18 protein-coding genes are annotated in these 16,115 nt (G+C 66.8%); 4 read left to right on the forward strand and 14 right to left on the reverse strand.

Annotated features, from left to right (window positions below; all coding sequences use genetic code 11):
• Window positions 1-15: 15 nt before the first annotated feature.
• On the reverse strand, window positions 16-945 hold the full coding sequence (locus ASG62_RS10635) for a DMT family transporter (protein WP_056688971.1): 930 nt from the start codon (window positions 943-945) through the stop codon (window positions 16-18).
• 292 nt (window positions 946-1,237) lie between these two features.
• Between ASG62_RS10635 and ASG62_RS10640 the strand changes: the two genes are divergently transcribed.
• Window positions 1,238-2,131 (forward strand): helix-turn-helix domain-containing protein, encoded by an 894-nt coding sequence (locus tag ASG62_RS10640; RefSeq protein WP_082536934.1) that lies wholly within the window; start codon window positions 1,238-1,240, stop codon window positions 2,129-2,131.
• Window positions 2,132-2,396: 265 nt separating this feature from the next.
• On the opposite strand, the gene ASG62_RS10645 is transcribed toward ASG62_RS10640, so the two are convergent.
• Window positions 2,397-3,344, reverse strand: a complete 948-nt coding sequence (locus ASG62_RS10645; protein ID WP_056688973.1) for a helix-turn-helix domain-containing protein — start codon at window positions 3,342-3,344, stop codon at window positions 2,397-2,399.
• Between the two features lie 280 nt (window positions 3,345-3,624).
• Here ASG62_RS10645 and ASG62_RS10650 point away from each other — a divergent pair, with 280 nt between their 5' ends.
• Window positions 3,625-4,527, forward strand: coding sequence for an alpha/beta hydrolase (locus ASG62_RS10650; protein ID WP_056688976.1), 903 nt, complete (start codon window positions 3,625-3,627; stop codon window positions 4,525-4,527).
• A 193-nt stretch (window positions 4,528-4,720) separates the two neighbouring features.
• Here ASG62_RS10650 and ASG62_RS27920 read toward each other — a convergent pair whose 3' ends face one another.
• From ASG62_RS27920 to ASG62_RS10665, 4 genes are all read right to left on the reverse strand, one after another.
• Window positions 4,721-4,999 (reverse strand): hypothetical protein, encoded by a 279-nt coding sequence (locus ASG62_RS27920; RefSeq protein WP_156382052.1) that lies wholly within the window; start codon window positions 4,997-4,999, stop codon window positions 4,721-4,723.
• Window positions 5,000-5,378: 379 nt separating this feature from the next.
• Window positions 5,379-6,167 (reverse strand): transporter substrate-binding domain-containing protein, encoded by a 789-nt coding sequence (locus ASG62_RS10655; RefSeq protein WP_056688982.1) that lies wholly within the window; start codon window positions 6,165-6,167, stop codon window positions 5,379-5,381.
• Window positions 6,168-6,216: 49 nt separating this feature from the next.
• Complete coding sequence (locus ASG62_RS10660) at window positions 6,217-6,873, reverse strand: amino acid ABC transporter permease (RefSeq protein WP_056688985.1); 657 nt, start codon at window positions 6,871-6,873, stop codon at window positions 6,217-6,219.
• A 5-nt stretch (window positions 6,874-6,878) separates the two neighbouring features.
• A complete protein-coding gene (locus ASG62_RS10665) occupies window positions 6,879-7,670 on the reverse strand; it encodes an amino acid ABC transporter ATP-binding protein (RefSeq protein WP_056688986.1) in 792 nt (263 codons plus the stop codon).
• Between the two features lie 398 nt (window positions 7,671-8,068).
• Between ASG62_RS10665 and ASG62_RS10670 the strand changes: the two genes are divergently transcribed.
• Window positions 8,069-9,250, forward strand: coding sequence for a M24 family metallopeptidase (locus ASG62_RS10670; protein WP_056689423.1), 1,182 nt, complete (start codon window positions 8,069-8,071; stop codon window positions 9,248-9,250).
• A 55-nt stretch (window positions 9,251-9,305) separates the two neighbouring features.
• Here the strand turns inward: ASG62_RS10670 and ASG62_RS10675 are convergent, their stop codons facing one another.
• From ASG62_RS10675 to pxpB, 8 genes are read right to left on the reverse strand one after another with little or no spacing between them, the layout of a single operon-like run.
• A complete protein-coding gene (locus ASG62_RS10675; RefSeq protein WP_056688989.1) occupies window positions 9,306-9,719 on the reverse strand; it encodes a VOC family protein in 414 nt (137 codons plus the stop codon).
• A 48-nt stretch (window positions 9,720-9,767) separates the two neighbouring features.
• Window positions 9,768-10,934, reverse strand: coding sequence for a M24 family metallopeptidase (locus tag ASG62_RS10680; RefSeq protein ID WP_056688990.1), 1,167 nt, complete (start codon window positions 10,932-10,934; stop codon window positions 9,768-9,770).
• A 23-nt stretch (window positions 10,935-10,957) separates the two neighbouring features.
• Window positions 10,958-11,596 (reverse strand): GntR family transcriptional regulator, encoded by a 639-nt coding sequence (locus tag ASG62_RS10685; protein ID WP_056688991.1) that lies wholly within the window; start codon window positions 11,594-11,596, stop codon window positions 10,958-10,960.
• Window positions 11,593-11,919 carry a hypothetical protein gene (locus ASG62_RS26375; protein ID WP_156382053.1) on the reverse strand — a complete coding sequence of 109 codons (327 nt, stop codon included), beginning with the start codon at window positions 11,917-11,919 and terminating at the stop codon, window positions 11,593-11,595. The genes ASG62_RS10685 and ASG62_RS26375 overlap by 4 nt, the downstream gene beginning before the upstream one ends.
• Window positions 11,916-12,863, reverse strand: a complete 948-nt coding sequence (locus tag ASG62_RS10690) for an NAD(P)-dependent oxidoreductase (RefSeq protein ID WP_056688993.1) — start codon at window positions 12,861-12,863, stop codon at window positions 11,916-11,918. Before ASG62_RS10690 ends, ASG62_RS26375 begins: the two co-directional genes overlap by 4 nt.
• Entirely contained in the window at window positions 12,860-13,510 is a 651-nt protein-coding gene (locus tag ASG62_RS10695) for a GntR family transcriptional regulator (RefSeq protein ID WP_082536905.1), read from the reverse strand. Before ASG62_RS10695 ends, ASG62_RS10690 begins: the two co-directional genes overlap by 4 nt.
• Window positions 13,507-14,475, reverse strand: coding sequence for a biotin-dependent carboxyltransferase family protein (locus ASG62_RS10700; protein WP_056688996.1), 969 nt, complete (start codon window positions 14,473-14,475; stop codon window positions 13,507-13,509). The genes ASG62_RS10695 and ASG62_RS10700 overlap by 4 nt, the downstream gene beginning before the upstream one ends.
• Window positions 14,472-15,194: a 5-oxoprolinase subunit PxpB gene (gene pxpB / locus ASG62_RS10705; protein WP_056688999.1), complete on the reverse strand. Its 723-nt coding sequence runs from the start codon at window positions 15,192-15,194 to the stop codon at window positions 14,472-14,474. The genes ASG62_RS10700 and pxpB overlap by 4 nt, the downstream gene beginning before the upstream one ends.
• A gap of 136 nt (window positions 15,195-15,330) precedes the next feature.
• Between pxpB and ASG62_RS10710 the strand changes: the two genes are divergently transcribed.
• Window positions 15,331-16,104 carry a 5-oxoprolinase subunit PxpA gene (locus tag ASG62_RS10710; protein WP_056689003.1) on the forward strand — a complete coding sequence of 258 codons (774 nt, stop codon included), beginning with the start codon at window positions 15,331-15,333 and terminating at the stop codon, window positions 16,102-16,104.
• The last annotated feature ends 11 nt before the right edge of the window (window positions 16,105-16,115 follow it).

A 16,115-nucleotide genomic window follows, 5' to 3' on the forward strand; every position in this document is an offset into this window, starting at 1 on the left:
GTGGGCAATCAGACGTCAGGGCACAGAAGCCCTCTGCACTTCTCCGCTGACCGTGGCCGACGACTCTTTGACCCTTCGAGCCTTGCCACCGGTGAAGATCACCACGTTGCCGAGCAGGGTCAGAACCAGTCCGGCCACGGATGCTCCGTCCCACCGGTAGCCCTCGAACACGGTCGAGAGGGTCAGCGCGACGATCGGGAAAAGGACGGTCGTATAGGCCGCGCGGGACGAGCCGATGCGAGCCACCAGCATGAGGTAGGTGGTGAAGCCGACGACCGATCCGATGGACGCGAGATAGATCAAGGCGGCCAGATAGTTGGGAGAGGGCGGCGCGACGACCGGTGTCCGCGACAGGCCGATCAAGGCGAGGAGGACGAGGGCGCCGTAGGTCATGCCCCAGGCATTGGCCGTCACGGGCGCAATGCCGGCGGCGCTGTTGCGGCGGGAGACCATGTTGCCGAACGAGAAGAACAGCGTTCCGAGCGCGGCGAGGCCGACACCCTTCAGCGTATCGACGTTCATGCCGACCAGAACGGCCTCACCGAACAGAAGGAGAAGGCCCCCCGCGCCCAGCAGAGCGGCGACCAGCGTGCGGGCCGTGATGCGGTCGCCGAAGAACAGGCGCGCGTTCACCGCGTTGTAGACGGTCGCGAGCGAGAACACGATCGAGACCAGCCCGGAGGGAATGAAGGCGGCGGCGCTATAGAAGCAGATGAAGTTCAGGCTGAAGAGGCAGAACGCCTGGGCCAGGATGAAGGGCTGGTCGCGCAAAGGCGGCCGCTTCAGGCGTCCCGTGGCCGCCAGCACGGCGACGAGGATGAGCGCTGCGAGTGCGAAGCGGTAGAAGACGGAGACGAGCACCGGCACGGGACCGACCTGCAGCGCGATGGCGATCCAGGTCGTGCCCCAGATGAGGACGGTGGAGACGAACAAAGCTGGATTCATGGTGGTCGGCTCCCTCGGCTCCCGACCACTAGGAGATCGGCGGCGCGACCGCTTGCAGGATCTTGCGGCGAACGAACATGCCGGCCGATCCGCTTGTGGGGTCGCCGGATCGTTGGTGCTAGAGGCTGTTATGAACCTTGGACAGGTGTTGTGCCGCTTGTGTTGGGTCGCGGGGTAGGAGCCCGATGCAGCCGGTAGCGGGGCTACCGGCAAAGAGCTGACACGACACAACACCTGTCCAAGGCCCATAACAGCCTCTAGGATGGTCACCGTGTTCCGCCGGGGTTTCGCGATGACGCCAAGCCTTCCCACCGTGTTCAGCTCGCTCTCGGCCTCGCCTTCGGCGCGGGTTCTCCAGCGCATCGACCTCGGATCGAACCGGTCGGCCGCGATCTGGGCCAACGAACGCGACCGAATGTCCTACGAACGGCCGGACGGTCATACGATCAGCCTCTATCTCGCTGGAGGAACCGGCACGCGGCGGCTCGACATCGATGCCGCCGGCGGGTGGCCCGGCGCTCTGTGCGTCATGCCACAAGGGCAATCGTCCGAATGGGACATCACCGACGCCTTCCGCTTCGTGCACCTCTACATCCCCGACGATCAAGCCCGCCGGGTCTTCGCGGAAACCTTCGATCGCGATGCGCGGATGATGGTGATGCCCGAGGTGACATTCGGTGATGCGCCGGTGCTCGCGCCTGTGCTGCGAGATCTGGCGGCTGCAACGCTCGCCGGCGATCCCCTTCGGGCTGAAACGGCGGGGATCGCGGCGTTGGTGCGCCTCTACGACGATCCGCGCTATGGCGGAGCGAAGCGGGACAGCGTCCGGGGCGGCCTGGCACCGCATCTCTGCCGCCGCCTACGCGACCATATCGAGGCCGATCTGCATCGCACCATCCGGCTGGAGGATCTCGCGCGCCTCGCGCAACTCAGCGAGTTTCATTTCCAGCGGATGTTTCGTGCGAGCTTCGGCGTCTCGCCCCATGCCTTCGTCGGCCACCGCCGCATCCTGCGCGCGAGATCGCTGCTGAAGGGCCTCGAGCCGATCGCCGAGATCGCCGCCGCCTGCGGCTACAGCAGCCAGAGCCATTTGACCCGAGCCTTCAGAGCGGCAACGGGCCTGACGCCCGGCGCCTATCGTCATCGCCTCGGTGAGAGTCGGCCCGGTACCCGAGACGCAGAGTAGTCCTCGCCTTCGCCGATCCCGCGTACAGCGCCGACACCGCGCCCCGAAGCCCACGCCCGCTGCTTCTTGCGGGCGACCGCCGCGAGGACGTCGAGCATCATGCCATTCACCGCCGCGAATATTACGCGTCCGCCTAAACCTGCTGCCCGACGGACTCTACGTTTCTGTCTCTCCAACCGGCAGGTGCAGTCACTGTGCTGGCAGGTAGCGCCGGGCCGGTTTCAGCAGGAGGCGGAGGACGCCGGGGCCGATAGCGCTGGGCGCATCACCTCTCCGCACCTCCCGTACTGTTCATGACCGACCGTGGCGTCTGGCCGAATTCCAGTTTGAAACTCCTACTGAAATGCGACGCATCGTTGAATCCCCAGGCAAATGCCACGTCCGTCACCGATCTGTCCGAATTGTAGGAGGATAGCGCTTGTCTGCAGCGCTCAAGTCGTTGCTTCAGAATCCAGCGGGATACAGAGGCTCCGCGCGCCGCGAAGAGCTTGTGCAGGTAGCGCAGGGAGATTGAGTTCGATGCTGCGATGGTAGCTGGGCTGAGGTCGGGATCCGCCAGATGGTCCAAGATAAAGCGCCGGACCTGGCTGAACTTGTCGGCGCCGCCCTCCGTGCCGCGACCATACCGCGCCCCGATGCCCGCGCACACGAGTTCCATCGTCATATGAATGACCATCTGAAGATGCTCATCCTCAAGCGTCCCAAGGCCTGCACACAACTGCCGCAGGTGTGCTCCAACCAGCGGTCCAAGGCTCTCGGTGCCGTCGATCCGCATGCCCGCTACCTCGTCGAGGTTTGGTAGAAAGCGTTGCATCGCGACCTTCGGCACGAGGATCGTCATCTTGCTGAGCGGCTCCAGAACGCGGAACTGCATAGATCGCGAGCTATCCCAGATCACGAAGTCGCCAGGTCCGAGTAAAGCCTCCCGCTCGCCCTGCCTGACAAGCTCGGAACCCGAAAGCTCGAACAGGATACCGACAAAGTCAGAACCGGTTCGCTCGATCTGCACGGGCGACCTGAATCCCTCGCACGGGTCGCATCGGCAACCGACCAGCCTCATGTCTCCGACCGAACGGGCCTTTAAGTCGGCATTGAAGTCTTTCGCGTGTCCGATGAGTTCCCAATCCAGAAGGGTCGCGTTCAAAGCTTGGCTCCAAGCGTCGAAACGACTCGTCGTAGGCACCTCAGCAGTGCCCCACGTCTCAATCCGCATGCTTCCTCCCTGGTCGGCACATCTTCGGATCGCTCGGCGGGTAGAACCCTGCTCGTTTCTCAAATTACTTCACGAGTGCATTCTTCGTCAATTTGGGTGCACGCAGATGCAAGACAACCATCCGAAAGCCCGTCAGATTTGCGCTGCGAACCGATAGTTAAAATCGGGAAATGCAGGCCAGTTGGCTTTAAGGCGATGCCGAGAGAAATGTAGCGCCAAAATTGACGTCAGTAGAACGTCGGGTTGCTGCTTCATCTCAGGCAACAGGGAGGGGAACACGATGAGAAACGACATTGAATTCAAGACTGAAGATGGCCTTACCCTTCGCGGGTGGCACTATATTCCCGATGAAGGCGCAGGACCGTTTCCGACTATTGTCATGGCGCATGGCTTCTCGGCTGTGAAGGAGATGTATCTCGATCAATCTGCCGAAGCCTTCGCCGATGCCGGCATGGCAGCGGTCGTCTTCGACAACCGCAACTTCGGAGCCAGCGACGGGCACATCCGGCAGGAGATCGACCCGTGGAAGCAGGTCTCTGATTATCGCGACGCCATCACATACGCAGAAACGCTCGCTGAAACAGACGGTTCGAAAATCGGCATCTGGGGTTCGAGCTATTCCGGCGGGCATGTGCTTGTCGTGGCGGCGCTCGACCGTCGGGTAAAGGCGGTCGTCTCGCAAGTGCCGCTCGCAAGCGGACACGCCAATGCCCGCAGGCTTGTACGAGCCGATTTCGTCGCCGGCCTACAGCGCGCCTTCGAGGATGATCGGCGTGCGCGCATGCGGGGCGAAGCTCCGGCAATGATTCCGGTGGTCTCCGAGAATCCGCTCGATCCCTCGGCTCTTCCGACACCCGACTCCTGGGATTGGTTCACAACCACTCATGAGAAGAGGGCTCCGTCGTGGAAGAACGAGGTGACGCTACGGTCGGTCGAGATGTTCACCGAATACGAGCCCGGGAGCTACATCCCGTTCGTCAGCCCGACTCCGCTCCTCATGGTCGTGGCCCTGGCCGATCACCTGACCGTCGCGGACGAGGCGCTTGCAGCCTACGAACGAGCACTCCATCCCAAGAAGCTGGTCCTACTGAAGGGCGGGCATTTCGACGCGTACGTCGCGGACTTCGATGTCGCAGGGCCGCCGGCCACGGCTTGGTTTCGCGAACATCTGCTCGGCGTCTGAGCGAGGAGATCGCCAGCAGCGACATAAAATGGGAGGGCGATATGAAACGCCTTGGGAATCAAATCGCAGTTGTCACCGGAATGAGTTCCGGGAAAGGCCGGGCGATCATGCTGGCATTGGCCGAGAGCGGCGCCAAGCTGCTGTGTTCGGGTAGCCGAGCAAGTAGCAGGCACCGAAAGTCGTGTCGGTATATTCAAGCCGTGTCGGTCGCGATCTCGGTCGACTGAAGCTCGGTTTCACGTTCGAGGACGACGGCAAGGAGATCGAGACTGTCGCGCAAGATACTTGGAATCGTCATGGCGTCGAGCACTTGTTCAGTAACGAGCTGAAGGCCATGATGATGCTGTGCCTGGTGTGGGCGAGGATCGGCCACGGCGGTCTGACCACTGATCCTTGACGCTGAAGTTATGTGGAGCCGGTCCCTGGCTACCCAACCGACGATGCGCCGAGCGAACAGGTCGATGATATCCACGCAACGCGCAACGTTTGTCGTGCGAGCCATGTACGGCCGGCCCTCCCGCGTCCGGACATAGGAGATCTCGGCACCCTCTTAGCCGACAGGCGCATCCACTCTCCCCACACCTTCACGTGGGTCCCGTCGACATACCAGCTGCCGCTGTTGCGGTTCCGGCACCGATGGACGCGGCAGTCGAGTTCGGGGGGCGCGGTGCTGGACCCACCGGTGGATCGTCGTGTGGTCCACCGGCTTGAATCCCTATCCACAAAACGGGGGACTATCGGACAGCCGTTCCAGGTGCTCGTCGCATGACATTGGAACAGAACGGGATCGCTGCGGCCTGATGGGCTATTCGCAACGGAGCCTTCCAGCGACCTTCGGTCCAATGTCCTTTTCAGGGCAGGCTGCGGGTCGGCTCCTTGGGGGCCGGGTCGAAGCCGATGAGGTCGGTCGTCAGCTTGGCATAGGTGCCGTCCGCCACCATCTCGGCGAGCGCCTTGTTGATCGCGGCGGTGAGTTCGGGCTTGCCCATCTTGATCGCGAAACCCTTCTGAACGCGGCTCACGTAGTCGTCGGTCATGACGAGCGGAAGCTTGGCTTCCTTGATGGCCCATGCGCCGGCGATCGAGTCCGTGATGACGGCGTCGATGTTGCCGTTGACGAGATCCTGGATCGCGTCGGCCTCGGCCTTGTAGCCCTTCACGGTCGCGCCCTTCTCCTCGGCAATCTTGGCGAAGGTGGAGGAGACCAGCGCGCCCACCGTGCTGCCCTTGAGGTCAGCGACGCTCTTGATGGGCGAGGACATCGGCGTGAGGATGCGCCCGCCCGATTCCAGCCAGCCGTCGGCGAAGGTCACGCGCTTCTGGCGCTCTGGCGTGATGTCCATGGCGGCGCTGATGACGTCGAACTGGTCGACCTCGAGGCCGACGAGAAGCGAGTCCCACTTGATGAGGACCGGGACGTACTCCACCCCCATGCGGCGAGCGACCTCCTTCATGACACGGATCTCCAGCCCATCCAGCGTGCCGTCGGGCGCGCGCATGCTGAAGGGCGAGAACGTGCCCTCGGTCGCGGCCTGTAGCTTGCCGGGGACGAGAAGCTCAGGCCCCGCCGCCCGAGCGGGCGCCATGAGCGTCAGGGCCGACAGGGTCGCGAGCGCGAATGCGATGGTCTTCAAGGGCATGGCACTGTCCTTTGTGGGAAGGGTCCGGGGAAAGGGCATGTCCGGCCGGTCAGGCGGCCAGGGCGTAGCGGCGCTCCAGAAAGGCCGCGAACTGGGAGAGGATCGTGGTGAGCGCGAGGTAGATCAGCGCGACCGCGATGTAGAATTCGAAAGGCTGGAAGGTCGAGGCGATCAAGGTCTGCGCGTAGAGCGTCAGTTCGACCACCGTGATCGTCGACAGAAGCGAGGTGTTCTTCAGCGTCGAGATCGCCTCGTTGGTGATCGAAGGGAGGATGATGCGGAAAACCTGGGGTAGAATGATGCCGCGCATCGTTTCGGCGGGGCTGAAACCCATGGCAAGCGCAGATTCCGCTTGGCCACGCGGTATGGCCGATAGGCCGCCGCGCACGATCTCCGCGACATAGGCGCCGCTGTTGATGCCAAGCGCGAGGACGCCCGCCGTAAAGGGCGAGAGGCGGATGCCGAAAGGCGGCAGGCCGAAATAGATGATGAAGACCTGGATGAGTGTCGGCGTGCCGCGGATGAACCAGATGTAGAACCGCGCCGTGCCCCGCACGACGGGAAAGCGCGAGCGCTGGGCGAGCGCCGCGGCCAGCCCGCAGACCCAACTCACCAGAATGGTGAGGACGGTCAGCCAGAACACCGTCCAGGCGGCCAGCGCAAATCCCGGCCCGTACAGGCGGATGTCGGAAAGAATGGCGTCCATCGCGCTCAAGCTCCCTCACGCCCTGCGCGGGGCAGATCGTCGTGCAGAATCCGGTGGAGGAACTGGCGCAGCCGGTCGCTTTCGGGGTGGCGCAGGATGTCGGGCGGACCTTGCTCCGCCATCACGCCTTTGTCGAAGAAGACGACGCGGGAGGACACGTCGCGGGCGAAGGCGATCTCATGGGTGACCAGCAGCATGGTCATGCCCTCGGACGCGAGCGTCGCCATCAGTCCGAGGACCTCGTGGACGAGTTCGGGGTCGAGCGCCGAGGTCACCTCGTCAAACAGCATGAGGCGCGGCTTCATGGCGAGGGCGCGCACGATGGCGACGCGCTGCTGCTGCCCGCCGGACAGGCGCGCGGGATAGCTATGTCGCTTCTCGAAGAGGCCGATGCGCGACAGGAGGGCTTCACCCTCCTCGATGGCCTGCGCGCGCGGCACCTTGAGAAGGCGCATCGGCGCATAGATGACGTTGTCGAGGACGCTTAGGTGCGGCCAGAGGTTGTAGCTCTGGAACACCATGCCCGCCCGCCGACGCAACAGCTGGAGCTGGACAGGCGTCGGATAGAAGCGCGACTGCATATCGAAATCGAACCGAAGTTCCTCGAACGCAAGCGACCCCGCTTGCGGCATCTCCAGGCCGTTGATCGAGCGCAGGAAGGTGCTCTTGCCCGACCCGCTCGCGCCGATAATCGACACGACCTCGCCTGGCTGGACGCTCAAGGAGACGCCCTTAAGCACCTCGGTTTCGCCGAAGCTCTTGCGGACGTCGCGAAGGGCAAGGATCGGCGCCGTCACAACCGGCTCTCTCGGAAGGGCCGGCGGGGCACTGCGTCGTGGTGGCGTCGTGTCATACGAAACGCGTTCTCTCGGGGGCGAGATCGGGAGGGTGAAAGGCGTCGTCTTGAGAATGAGGTCGACGATATTCGGTATACCGCTGGAATTCAATAAGTAAATTCAGGAGGTTGAAGCGGAAATTCTAGGCGATACGATGAAAGATTAGCCGCTCGAAGCTGCATTTTGCGGCAGGGCCGTGTCTCCACGTCGTCCAACCCAAAAGCCGATTGACGACAGGAATACGGTTGGTGTACCGAAAATTTCTGCAACGCGGTGGATTGCGTGACCACGAGATCGTCCGCCTGCCGTCGCGCCGCGCCCGTGTCGCCCACGAACCCCATCCGATGGAGGCGCAAGCCGTGAGCCGCTATTTCTCGATCGCCGAATACGAAACCCGCTGGGAGCGCGTTCTATCCGAGATGCGCCGACGCGGGCTGGAAACCGCCGTGGTCTTCGGACGCGGCGGCGGCACGATGGATTCATGCGGCGACGTTCTCTACCTGTCGAATCACTACGCCATCAGCGGTGGCATGGACTCGGCCATCTGGAGCGCGCGCTCCTTCGCGGCCGTGATCCTGCGACAGGGCCATGCGCCGCAGCTTCACATCGACGAGCCCGAGGTGCGCCGCGATCTCGTGGCCGTGTCCGACGTGCGCTCCTCGACCCATCCGTTCCGAAGCGTCGCCAAATCGCTCGCCGACATCGGCGTAACCGGGCCCGTAGCGCTGGTCGGAACGAACTTCATCCCGCTAAAGTACTATAGCCAACTTCTGGAGGAGGCGCCCGCGGTCGAATGGGTGCCGACGGACGATCTCGTGCGTTCGGTCCGTCGCTTGAAGAGCGCCCGCGAGCTCGACGCCTATCGCATCGGCGGCGAGGGGGCGACGGTCGGCCTGAACCGCCTGATGGAGGGGCTGATCTCCGGCTTGTCCGAGCAGGAGGCGGCGGGCGAGGCGGCGCGCGAGGTGGTGCGGCGCGGCGGCCGGCTTCAGATGATCGGTTGCAACCACGGGGCCACGCTCGGCTTCGACCAACGGTTTCCGCTGACCGGCTACAGCGCCGACACGCCGCAGCCCGGCGACATGCTGACCGGCACGATCCACGCCGCCTTCTTCCAGGGCTACTACATGGACCCCGGCCGCACCGGCGTGCGGGGCCGTCCGACGCCCGACCAGCGGCGCCTGATCGAGGCGGCGGCCGACATCGTGCACCACCTTTCGGACATGACGCGGCCGGGCACCCGGTTCCTCGACGTCGCGGCGGAAGGCGACCGGATGACGGCCGCCTTCGGGGGCTCGGTGTCGGCCATCATGAAGAACTTCCCCTTCTTCGGCCACAGCATCGGCCTCGGCTTCGAGCTGCCGCGCATCTCCACCAGCATGTCGAACGCCGACGACATGGCCCATGAGGGCATGGTGGTCGGCATCGAGGCGTTCCTGTCGCTGGAGGGCGTCGGCGCCGCCTTCTACGAGGACATCCTGATCGTTGGCCGGGACGGCAACGAACTTTTGACCCGCTCGCCACCTCACTGGTGGGCTTAAGGCGCCAAGCCGATGCGAAGACGAGAAGGGCGGCCCGCGCGGGCCGCCTCTTTCGTCAGTGGGCGAAGACGCCCTCGAAATCCTTGAAGCCCTTGACTTCGATCGGGTTGCCGCTCGGGTCGAAGAAGAACATCGTGCGCTGTTCGCCCGGCTCGTCGGCAAAGCGCACGACGGGAGGAATGTCGAAGGCGACGCCCGCCTCCTCGATCCGCCGGCTGAGCGCCTGCCAGTCCTCCAGCGGCAGGACGACGCCGAGATGCGGCATCATCACCATGTGGTCGCCGACCCTGCCGGTGCGCGTCACCTCGAAGGGCTTGCCGAGATGCAGCGAGATCTGGTGGCCGAAGAAGTCGAAGTCGACCCAGGTGTCCGTCGAGCGTCCTTCCTCGCAGCCGAGGACGCCGCCATAGAACCGGCGGGCCTCATCGAGGTCGGTGACGTGGTAGGCAAGATGGAAAAGGGACCGCATGCGGCTTGGCTCCTTGGCTGGGTTGTGGCGATGGACCGGGCGAGGACGTCAGAGGATCGCGCAGTCGCGCGGCAGGGACGAAAGGGGCTCGGCGCCCGTCAGTGTCACCACCACGGTTTCGGAGGCGCCAACGGTCCAGACGCCGTAGCTGCGCAGCGTGGCGGGCAGGTGGAAGACCATGCCGGGCTCGATCGGGCGATCGACGCCGGTGAACAGGCTGAGAAGGGTGCCTTCCCCCCAGTCGGGCGCGAAGGCGATGCCCATGGAATAGCCGATGCGCTTGCGGAAGGCGGCCGTATAGCCGGCGGCGTCGATCACGCGCTGGGCCGCCTCGTGCGGGGCGCTGCAGGCCGCGCCGGGACGGATCGCCTCGAGCGCGGCGTCGAGTGCGCGCAGCGCGCAGTCCATCATGCGGCGCGCTTCAGCCGGCGGCGGGCCGATCCAGGCCGAACGCATGAGGGCGGCGTGGTATCGGGAGTGACTTCCCGCAAGCTCCAGGAAGATTGGGTCCCCCACTTCCAGTCGCCGCCTCCGCCAGGTCATGTGCGGCAAGCCGCTGCGCGGCCCGGAGGACACGAGGGGCTCCATGGCCATCGCCTCCGAGCCGGCGCGCGTCGCCTCGCCCAGCATGGCGGCGGCGACAGCGTTCTCGTCGGTCCCCGCGCGGCAGGCCGCAAGGCCCGCCCGCATGCCCGCCTCGGCATAGGTCGCCGCACGGCGGATCGCGTCGATCTCCGCCCGCGACTTGACGATGCGCAGCGGCGGCAGCAGCGCCGAGCCGTCCGGCAGGGCACCAAGCTTCAGGCTCGCCGCGATGCGGGCGGCCAACAGCGGCGAAACGAACCAGCCGCCCAGCTCCATCGCGGGGCGCCCGATCCCGAGCGCGCCGAGAAGCGAGGCCAGCGCCTCGGCCGGATCCTCGCCGTCGTCATACGCGGCGATGTCCGCCAGCCAAGTGTTGGCGACCGCACCCGGGTGTTCCAGCCGGCGCACCAGAAGCTGCGGCGCGCCGTCCGCCGGCAGGACCAGCGCCTGGAAGGCGAAGTAGCCGGCGGTCTGGCGTCCGGTCAGCCAGTAGATCGTCTCCGGGCTGGTGACGATCAGCGCCTCGAAGCCCGCCTCGCGCACCGCCTGCCGGGCGCGCGCCTGGCGCTCGGTGAACTCCGCTTGCGGGAAGGCCGCTTCCGAACCCTGGATATGGGCGAATTCGTGCATGATTTTCTCTTGTCGACAGGGTGTCAAGCGCGCGCGAGCCACCCGAGGAAGCGGCTTTTCACGCTGTCGAAGTGGCGCTCCATCGCGGCGGCGGCGCCCGCCGCATCGCCGGCCTCCACCGCATCGATCACCGCGAGATGCTCGCGCGCCTGCTCGGCGAAACGGTCGTGGGTGCGCGTCATGGTGCAGCGGCGCGCGATGGCGCGCATTTCGGTCAGCATGGCGGGCAGGAGCGTCAGCCCCGCCGCCTCGGCCACCGCGCCGTGGAAGTCGTCGTCGTCCAGCCAGAACTGGTCGAAGGCGGTGTCCCGCCCTTCGGCGTAGCCCCGCATCACCTCTCGAGAGGCCGCAAGCGCGGGCGTGAAGGGACCTCCAGCCGCCCGGGCGGCCGCCGCGCTTTCCAGGATCCGGCGGACCTGAACGATCTCCAGAAGCTGTTCCAGCGTGACGGGCTGGACCATCAACGCGCCGTTCGGAAGGCGCGTGATGACGCTTTCCTTCTCGAGGCGCGAGACCGCCGCGCGCAGGGGCGTGCGCGAGATTCCGGAGGCGAGTGCGAGCGCCCGCTCGGTGAGGACGTCGCCGGTCGAGAAGCCGCCCTCGAGGATGCGCTGCTTGATGTCGCGATAGGCCTGCTGGGTCAGGGTCTCCCGTGCGCTCATGCCCGGTTCCTCCCCATAACGCGCCGACCGCGCGGTGCAGGATCCGAACCGCATCGGCGAGGTCGGCCGGGACCATGCCCTCGTCCGGCTTGAGGCTGCCGTTTCAGTTGCGCAGGAAGACCATCACCGCGGCCCGCTCGTGCGGAGGCCGCCGCGTCGCGGCTGCCGCCCGACAGGAGCCCGCGCGGCCGGTAGCCGATCTCGTCCGCTGCCGAGACCAGGGTGTCGCCGAGCGCGGCCGACAGGAGGCGCCCCCCGATGCCGATGGCGTCGACGCGCGAAAGCACGCGGTTCACCGTCGTCGCGATCACGTCGCCCGTCATGCCCGCACCTGCGCACCAAGATTCAGTGTCGTCGCGGGGCGGCGGCCCGACAGAGCGTCGAGGACGTTGCGCGCGGCCCCGAGGGCGACGCGCTCCAGCGCTTCGCCGGTCGTGCCGCCGAGATGGGGGGTGAAGATCACGCCTGCGCACCGCCCGAGGGGGCCCGCCGGAGCGCCGTGCGAATACACGTCGAGGCCGGCCGCCGAGACGCGCCCTTCGTTCAGCGCTTCGGCCAGCGCCGCCTCGTCCACGAGACCCGCCCGCGCGGTGTTGACGAGGATCGAGCCGTGCTTGACGGCGGCCAGCGCCCGCGCGTCGATGAGGTGGTGCGTTTCGGGACGGAGCGGCGTGTGCAAGGAAACGAGGTCGGCCTGGCTGAGACCCTCCTCGAGGCTCGCGCAGCGTTCGAAGCCGTCGAGATCGGCGACGCGCGGCGAGTGGACGAGGACGCGCATGCCGAGCGCGGCCTTTAGCATCACGCCGAGCCCCCGGCCTGTCGCGCCCCAGCCGACGATCAGGGCCGTCTTGCCCGACAGTTCGTGGAAGCGTTCGCGCTCGCGAAACCCCGGCAGCCCTTCGCGCTCGGAGCGGTCCGCCGCCGGGATGCGGCGCGCGGCGGCGAGCGCCAGCCCGAGCGCCATCTCGCTGACCGAGCGCGCGTTGGCACCCGGCGTGTTGCAGACGAGAATGCCGCGCGTCGTCGCAGCCGCCTTATCGACCGCATCGTGGCCCGTGCCGTGGACCACGACGACCCGCAGCCGGTCGCCCGCCCGCATCGCGGCGCTCGAGAAGCCCGCGTCGCGCGTGATCGCGGCGTCGCACCCCCCAACGAGGCGCGCCACGATGTCCATGTCGGGCGCGGGGCAGGACACGGGCTCGACGCCATTGTCTTTGAGAAGCGACAGGCCCGCCTCGTGCATCGGCTGAACGATCAGGCATTTCATGCAGCCGTTCCCTCCGAGCCCAGCGCCTTTTCCAACCGCTGCAGGATGGCGTCTCGGGCGTGGTCGATATGGGCGCCCATCAGTCGCCCGGCGTGCTCGCCGTCGCCCGCCCGCAAAGCCGCGAGCAAGCCAAGATGCTCCTCGCAGCTGACGCGGAAACGTTCGGGAAGCTGGCTATGGTCGAACATGCAGGTGCGCCGGCGCAGATCCTCGATCGTCGCCAGCATGGTCCGGCTGCCCGTCGAAAGGGCCACGGTGCGGTGCAGGTCGTCGTCCACGCTGCGCTGCTCGTCGTCCTCGCCGGGGCCCAGGCCGAGAAGACGCTCCACGCGCGCCGCCAAGGCATCGAGGACAGCCGGCGCCAGGGAAACAGCCTGCCGGGCGCAGGCGGCCTCCAAGGCGGCACGCAGGAAGAAGATCTCCTCGATCTGCAGTCGCGTCAGCCGACGCACCTTGAGAAAGCGGCCCTCCTGCGCGGCGAGACCTTCCGCCTCGATCCGCTTGATCGCCTCACGCACGGGCGTCCGCGACATGGCGAGGGCTTTCCCGAGGCGGGCCTCCTGCAGCGTGTCGCCCGGCGACAAAGACCCCGACAGGATCATGTCGAGGATTTTGCGATAGGCTTGTTTTGCCAGCGGCTGGCTCACGGCATGCCTCCTGTCGCGCGGGGTCGCCGCTTCTCGCCCAAGGCGCCGAGGCAGCGGGCAAGTTCGGCGCGAGCGGCGAGAAGGGCGTCTTCCGCCTCCGCCTGCGAAACGGCCCGAAAGCGAACCCGGTGTCCCGTGGCAAGCTGCGCGAGGCTCGGGAGATCGGCCGAAGCGAGGGTCGCGATCTTGGGATAGCCTCCCGTCGTCTGCCGCTCGGCCATCAGCACCAGAGGGCGGCCGGCCGCTGGCACCTGAATCGAACCCGCGCAGGTGCCGTCCGAGATGATGTCATGGCCGCCCTCGGCCACGAGCGTAGGGCCGTCCAGCACCTGGGCCATCCGGTCGCGTGCGCTCGAAAGGGAAAAAGGCGAGGCCAGGAAGGTGCGCAGCACCTCGGCCGCGAAGCGATCGTCCTGCGGCCCCGGCACGACGCGCAGGGTGTCGGACGGACGCTGTCTGACGGGATGGCGGAGAGCAAGCAGCGGGGCGGGGGCGGCGGACCCAAGCGGCAGGCGGTCGCCGACCTGGAGCCGGCGACCGTCGTGGCCGCCGATGCCGCTGCGCAGGTGGGTCGATCGGGAGCCCATGACGGGGGGCGTGTCGATGCCCCCGGACAGGGCGAGATAGCCCCACATGCAGCCGCGCAGGGCGCCGATGGTCAGCACCTCGCCGGGACGCAGGTCGTGGCTTTCCCAGACGTGCAGCCTTTCTTCGCCCCGGCGGATGTCCACGCCGCCCCCCGTCACCGCGAAGCGCACGGGGGCGGACACCTCGAACCGCCCGCCGATCGCGGCAAACTCCAGCCCGGCGGCGTCCGGCGCGTTGCCGACGAGCGCGGTGGCGAGGCGGAAGCTCTGCGGGTCCATCGGTCCTGCGCCCGAAACGCCGGCATGGAGCCAGCCTTTGCGCCCGAGGTCCTGGACGGAGGCCATCGGTCCGATCTGAAGGATGTGAAGCACGCTCACATCGGCACCCCGGCGATGGGCTCGCCCCTCGCGACGGCCTGCTCCAGCACGGCGCCCTCGTCAGGCCCCACGGAGCGGAAGCGGACACGGTCGCCCGCCCGCAGCAGGCAGGGCTGCGCGCGCGCAGGATCGAAGAGGCGCAGCGGCGTGCGGCCGATGAAGCGCCAGCCGCTGGGCCCGGCGAAGGAGTTGATGCTGGCCTGCCGGCCGCCGATGCCGATCGAGCCGGCCTCGACGCGCTGGCGCGGCACGGAAAGACGGGGCGTGTGGAGCGGCTCCGGCAGACCCCCAAGATAGGCGAAGCCCGGTGCGAAGCCGATCATATGGACACGGTATTCCGATTCGGCATGAAGAGCGATCAACGCTTCCGCCGTCATGCCCTTCGTCTCCGCGAGATCGTCGAGGTCCAGTCCGGCCGCGCCGCCGTAGACCACCGGCACCTCGAAGTGCCGTTCCGAGCCGGGGGCGGGCGCGAGATGCCCGATCCGCCGCGACAGGTGCCGGCCCAGATCGGCGCCGCGAAGCGTTGCCGGATCGTACAGCACGAGGAGCGCACGATAGGTCGGAACGACGTCCTCGACGCCCGCGATCGGATCAGCCACCAAGTCTTGCGCCAAGGCGATGACGCGCGCGTTGACCCCCTCGTCGATCGTGTCGGAGAGTTCCACCGATAGCGCGCTGTCGCCGCAGGCCAGAATGCGTGGAAATTGGTGAGGCATGTCGCGAGAGTCGTTTCCGTCATCGGCCGCGGTCTTGCGGCGCTCGAAGGCTCTTGTCCTTTCAGTATACCAAGAGTATGTCGAGGACAAGGATACGGCGCCGAAAGCTTCGAGCGCTACGGACGGGGCCCGGGGCATGCGCGCGATCGATCTGAACTGCGACATGGGCGAGAGTTTCGGCGCCTGGACGATGGGCGCCGACGAGGCGATGCTCGACCTCGTGACCAGCGCCAACGTCGCCTGCGGCTTCCATGCGGGCGATCCATCGGTCATGCGTCGGACGATCTTGTCGGCCAAGGCGCGAGGCGTGTCGGTCGGTGCCCATCCGTCCTTCATGGATCTCTATGGGTTCGGCCGCCGGCGCATCGCGGGCGATCGGCCGGAGGATCTGGAGGCGCAGCTCGTCTATCAGATCTCGGCCATGCAGGGCATGGCGGCCGCCCTGTCCTGGCCCATGACGCATGTGAAGACGCACGGGGCCCTCGGCAACATGGCCGCAGAGGACTCGGAACTCGCCGCCCTCTGCGTGCGCGCGATCCGCGCCGTGGACCCCGCGCTGGTCTTCGTCACCCTGCCCTACTCGAGGACCATGGAGGCGGCGGAGAAGGCAAATCTGCGCACGGCCTGCGAGGTCTATGCCGACCGCACCTACGACGACACCGGCATGCTAACCTCGCGCCAGCGCGAGGGCGCGGTGATCCACGAGATCGAACGCAGCGTCGACCAGGTGCTTGCCATGGTGGAGGGCGGCTTCATCCCGACGCTGAGTGGCGGGCGCCTGCCCGTCGAGGCCGACACGATCTGCATCCATGGCGACACGCCGGGCGCGGTCGGCACCGCGCGCGCCGTTCGGGCGGCGCTGGCCGGTCGGGGCCTTTCCTTCGCCCCCTTCGCGGCACCGCGCCGCTGACGCCCGCGCTT

It is taken from the genome of Aureimonas sp. Leaf427 (genome assembly GCF_001425485.1).
Classification (GTDB): domain Bacteria; phylum Pseudomonadota; class Alphaproteobacteria; order Rhizobiales; family Rhizobiaceae; genus Plantimonas.

Excerpts from the sequence above, each read along its gene's own strand:
- ASG62_RS10645 (WP_056688973.1), bottom strand. The coding sequence starts at position 3,344 with ATGCGGATTGAGACGTGGGGCACTGCTGAGGTGCCTACGACGAGTCGT.
- ASG62_RS10675 (WP_056688989.1), bottom strand. The coding sequence starts at position 9,719 with ATGCGGTCCCTTTTCCATCTTGCCTACCACGTCACCGACCTCGATGAG.
- ASG62_RS10660 (WP_056688985.1), bottom strand. The coding sequence starts at position 6,873 with ATGGACGCCATTCTTTCCGACATCCGCCTGTACGGGCCGGGATTTGCG.
- ASG62_RS10640 (WP_082536934.1), top strand. The coding sequence starts at position 1,238 with ATGACGCCAAGCCTTCCCACCGTGTTCAGCTCGCTCTCGGCCTCGCCT.
- ASG62_RS10690 (WP_056688993.1), bottom strand. The coding sequence starts at position 12,863 with ATGAAATGCCTGATCGTTCAGCCGATGCACGAGGCGGGCCTGTCGCTT.
- ASG62_RS10680 (WP_056688990.1), bottom strand. The coding sequence starts at position 10,934 with ATGCACGAATTCGCCCATATCCAGGGTTCGGAAGCGGCCTTCCCGCAA.
- ASG62_RS10655 (WP_056688982.1), bottom strand. The coding sequence starts at position 6,167 with ATGCCCTTGAAGACCATCGCATTCGCGCTCGCGACCCTGTCGGCCCTG.
- ASG62_RS10650 (WP_056688976.1), top strand. The coding sequence starts at position 3,625 with ATGAGAAACGACATTGAATTCAAGACTGAAGATGGCCTTACCCTTCGC.
- pxpB (WP_056688999.1), bottom strand. The coding sequence starts at position 15,194 with ATGCCTCACCAATTTCCACGCATTCTGGCCTGCGGCGACAGCGCGCTA.
- ASG62_RS26375 (WP_156382053.1), bottom strand. The coding sequence starts at position 11,919 with ATGACGGGCGACGTGATCGCGACGACGGTGAACCGCGTGCTTTCGCGC.
- ASG62_RS10710 (WP_056689003.1), top strand. The coding sequence starts at position 15,331 with ATGCGCGCGATCGATCTGAACTGCGACATGGGCGAGAGTTTCGGCGCC.
- ASG62_RS10635 (WP_056688971.1), bottom strand. The coding sequence starts at position 945 with ATGAATCCAGCTTTGTTCGTCTCCACCGTCCTCATCTGGGGCACGACC.
- ASG62_RS10685 (WP_056688991.1), bottom strand. The coding sequence starts at position 11,596 with ATGAGCGCACGGGAGACCCTGACCCAGCAGGCCTATCGCGACATCAAG.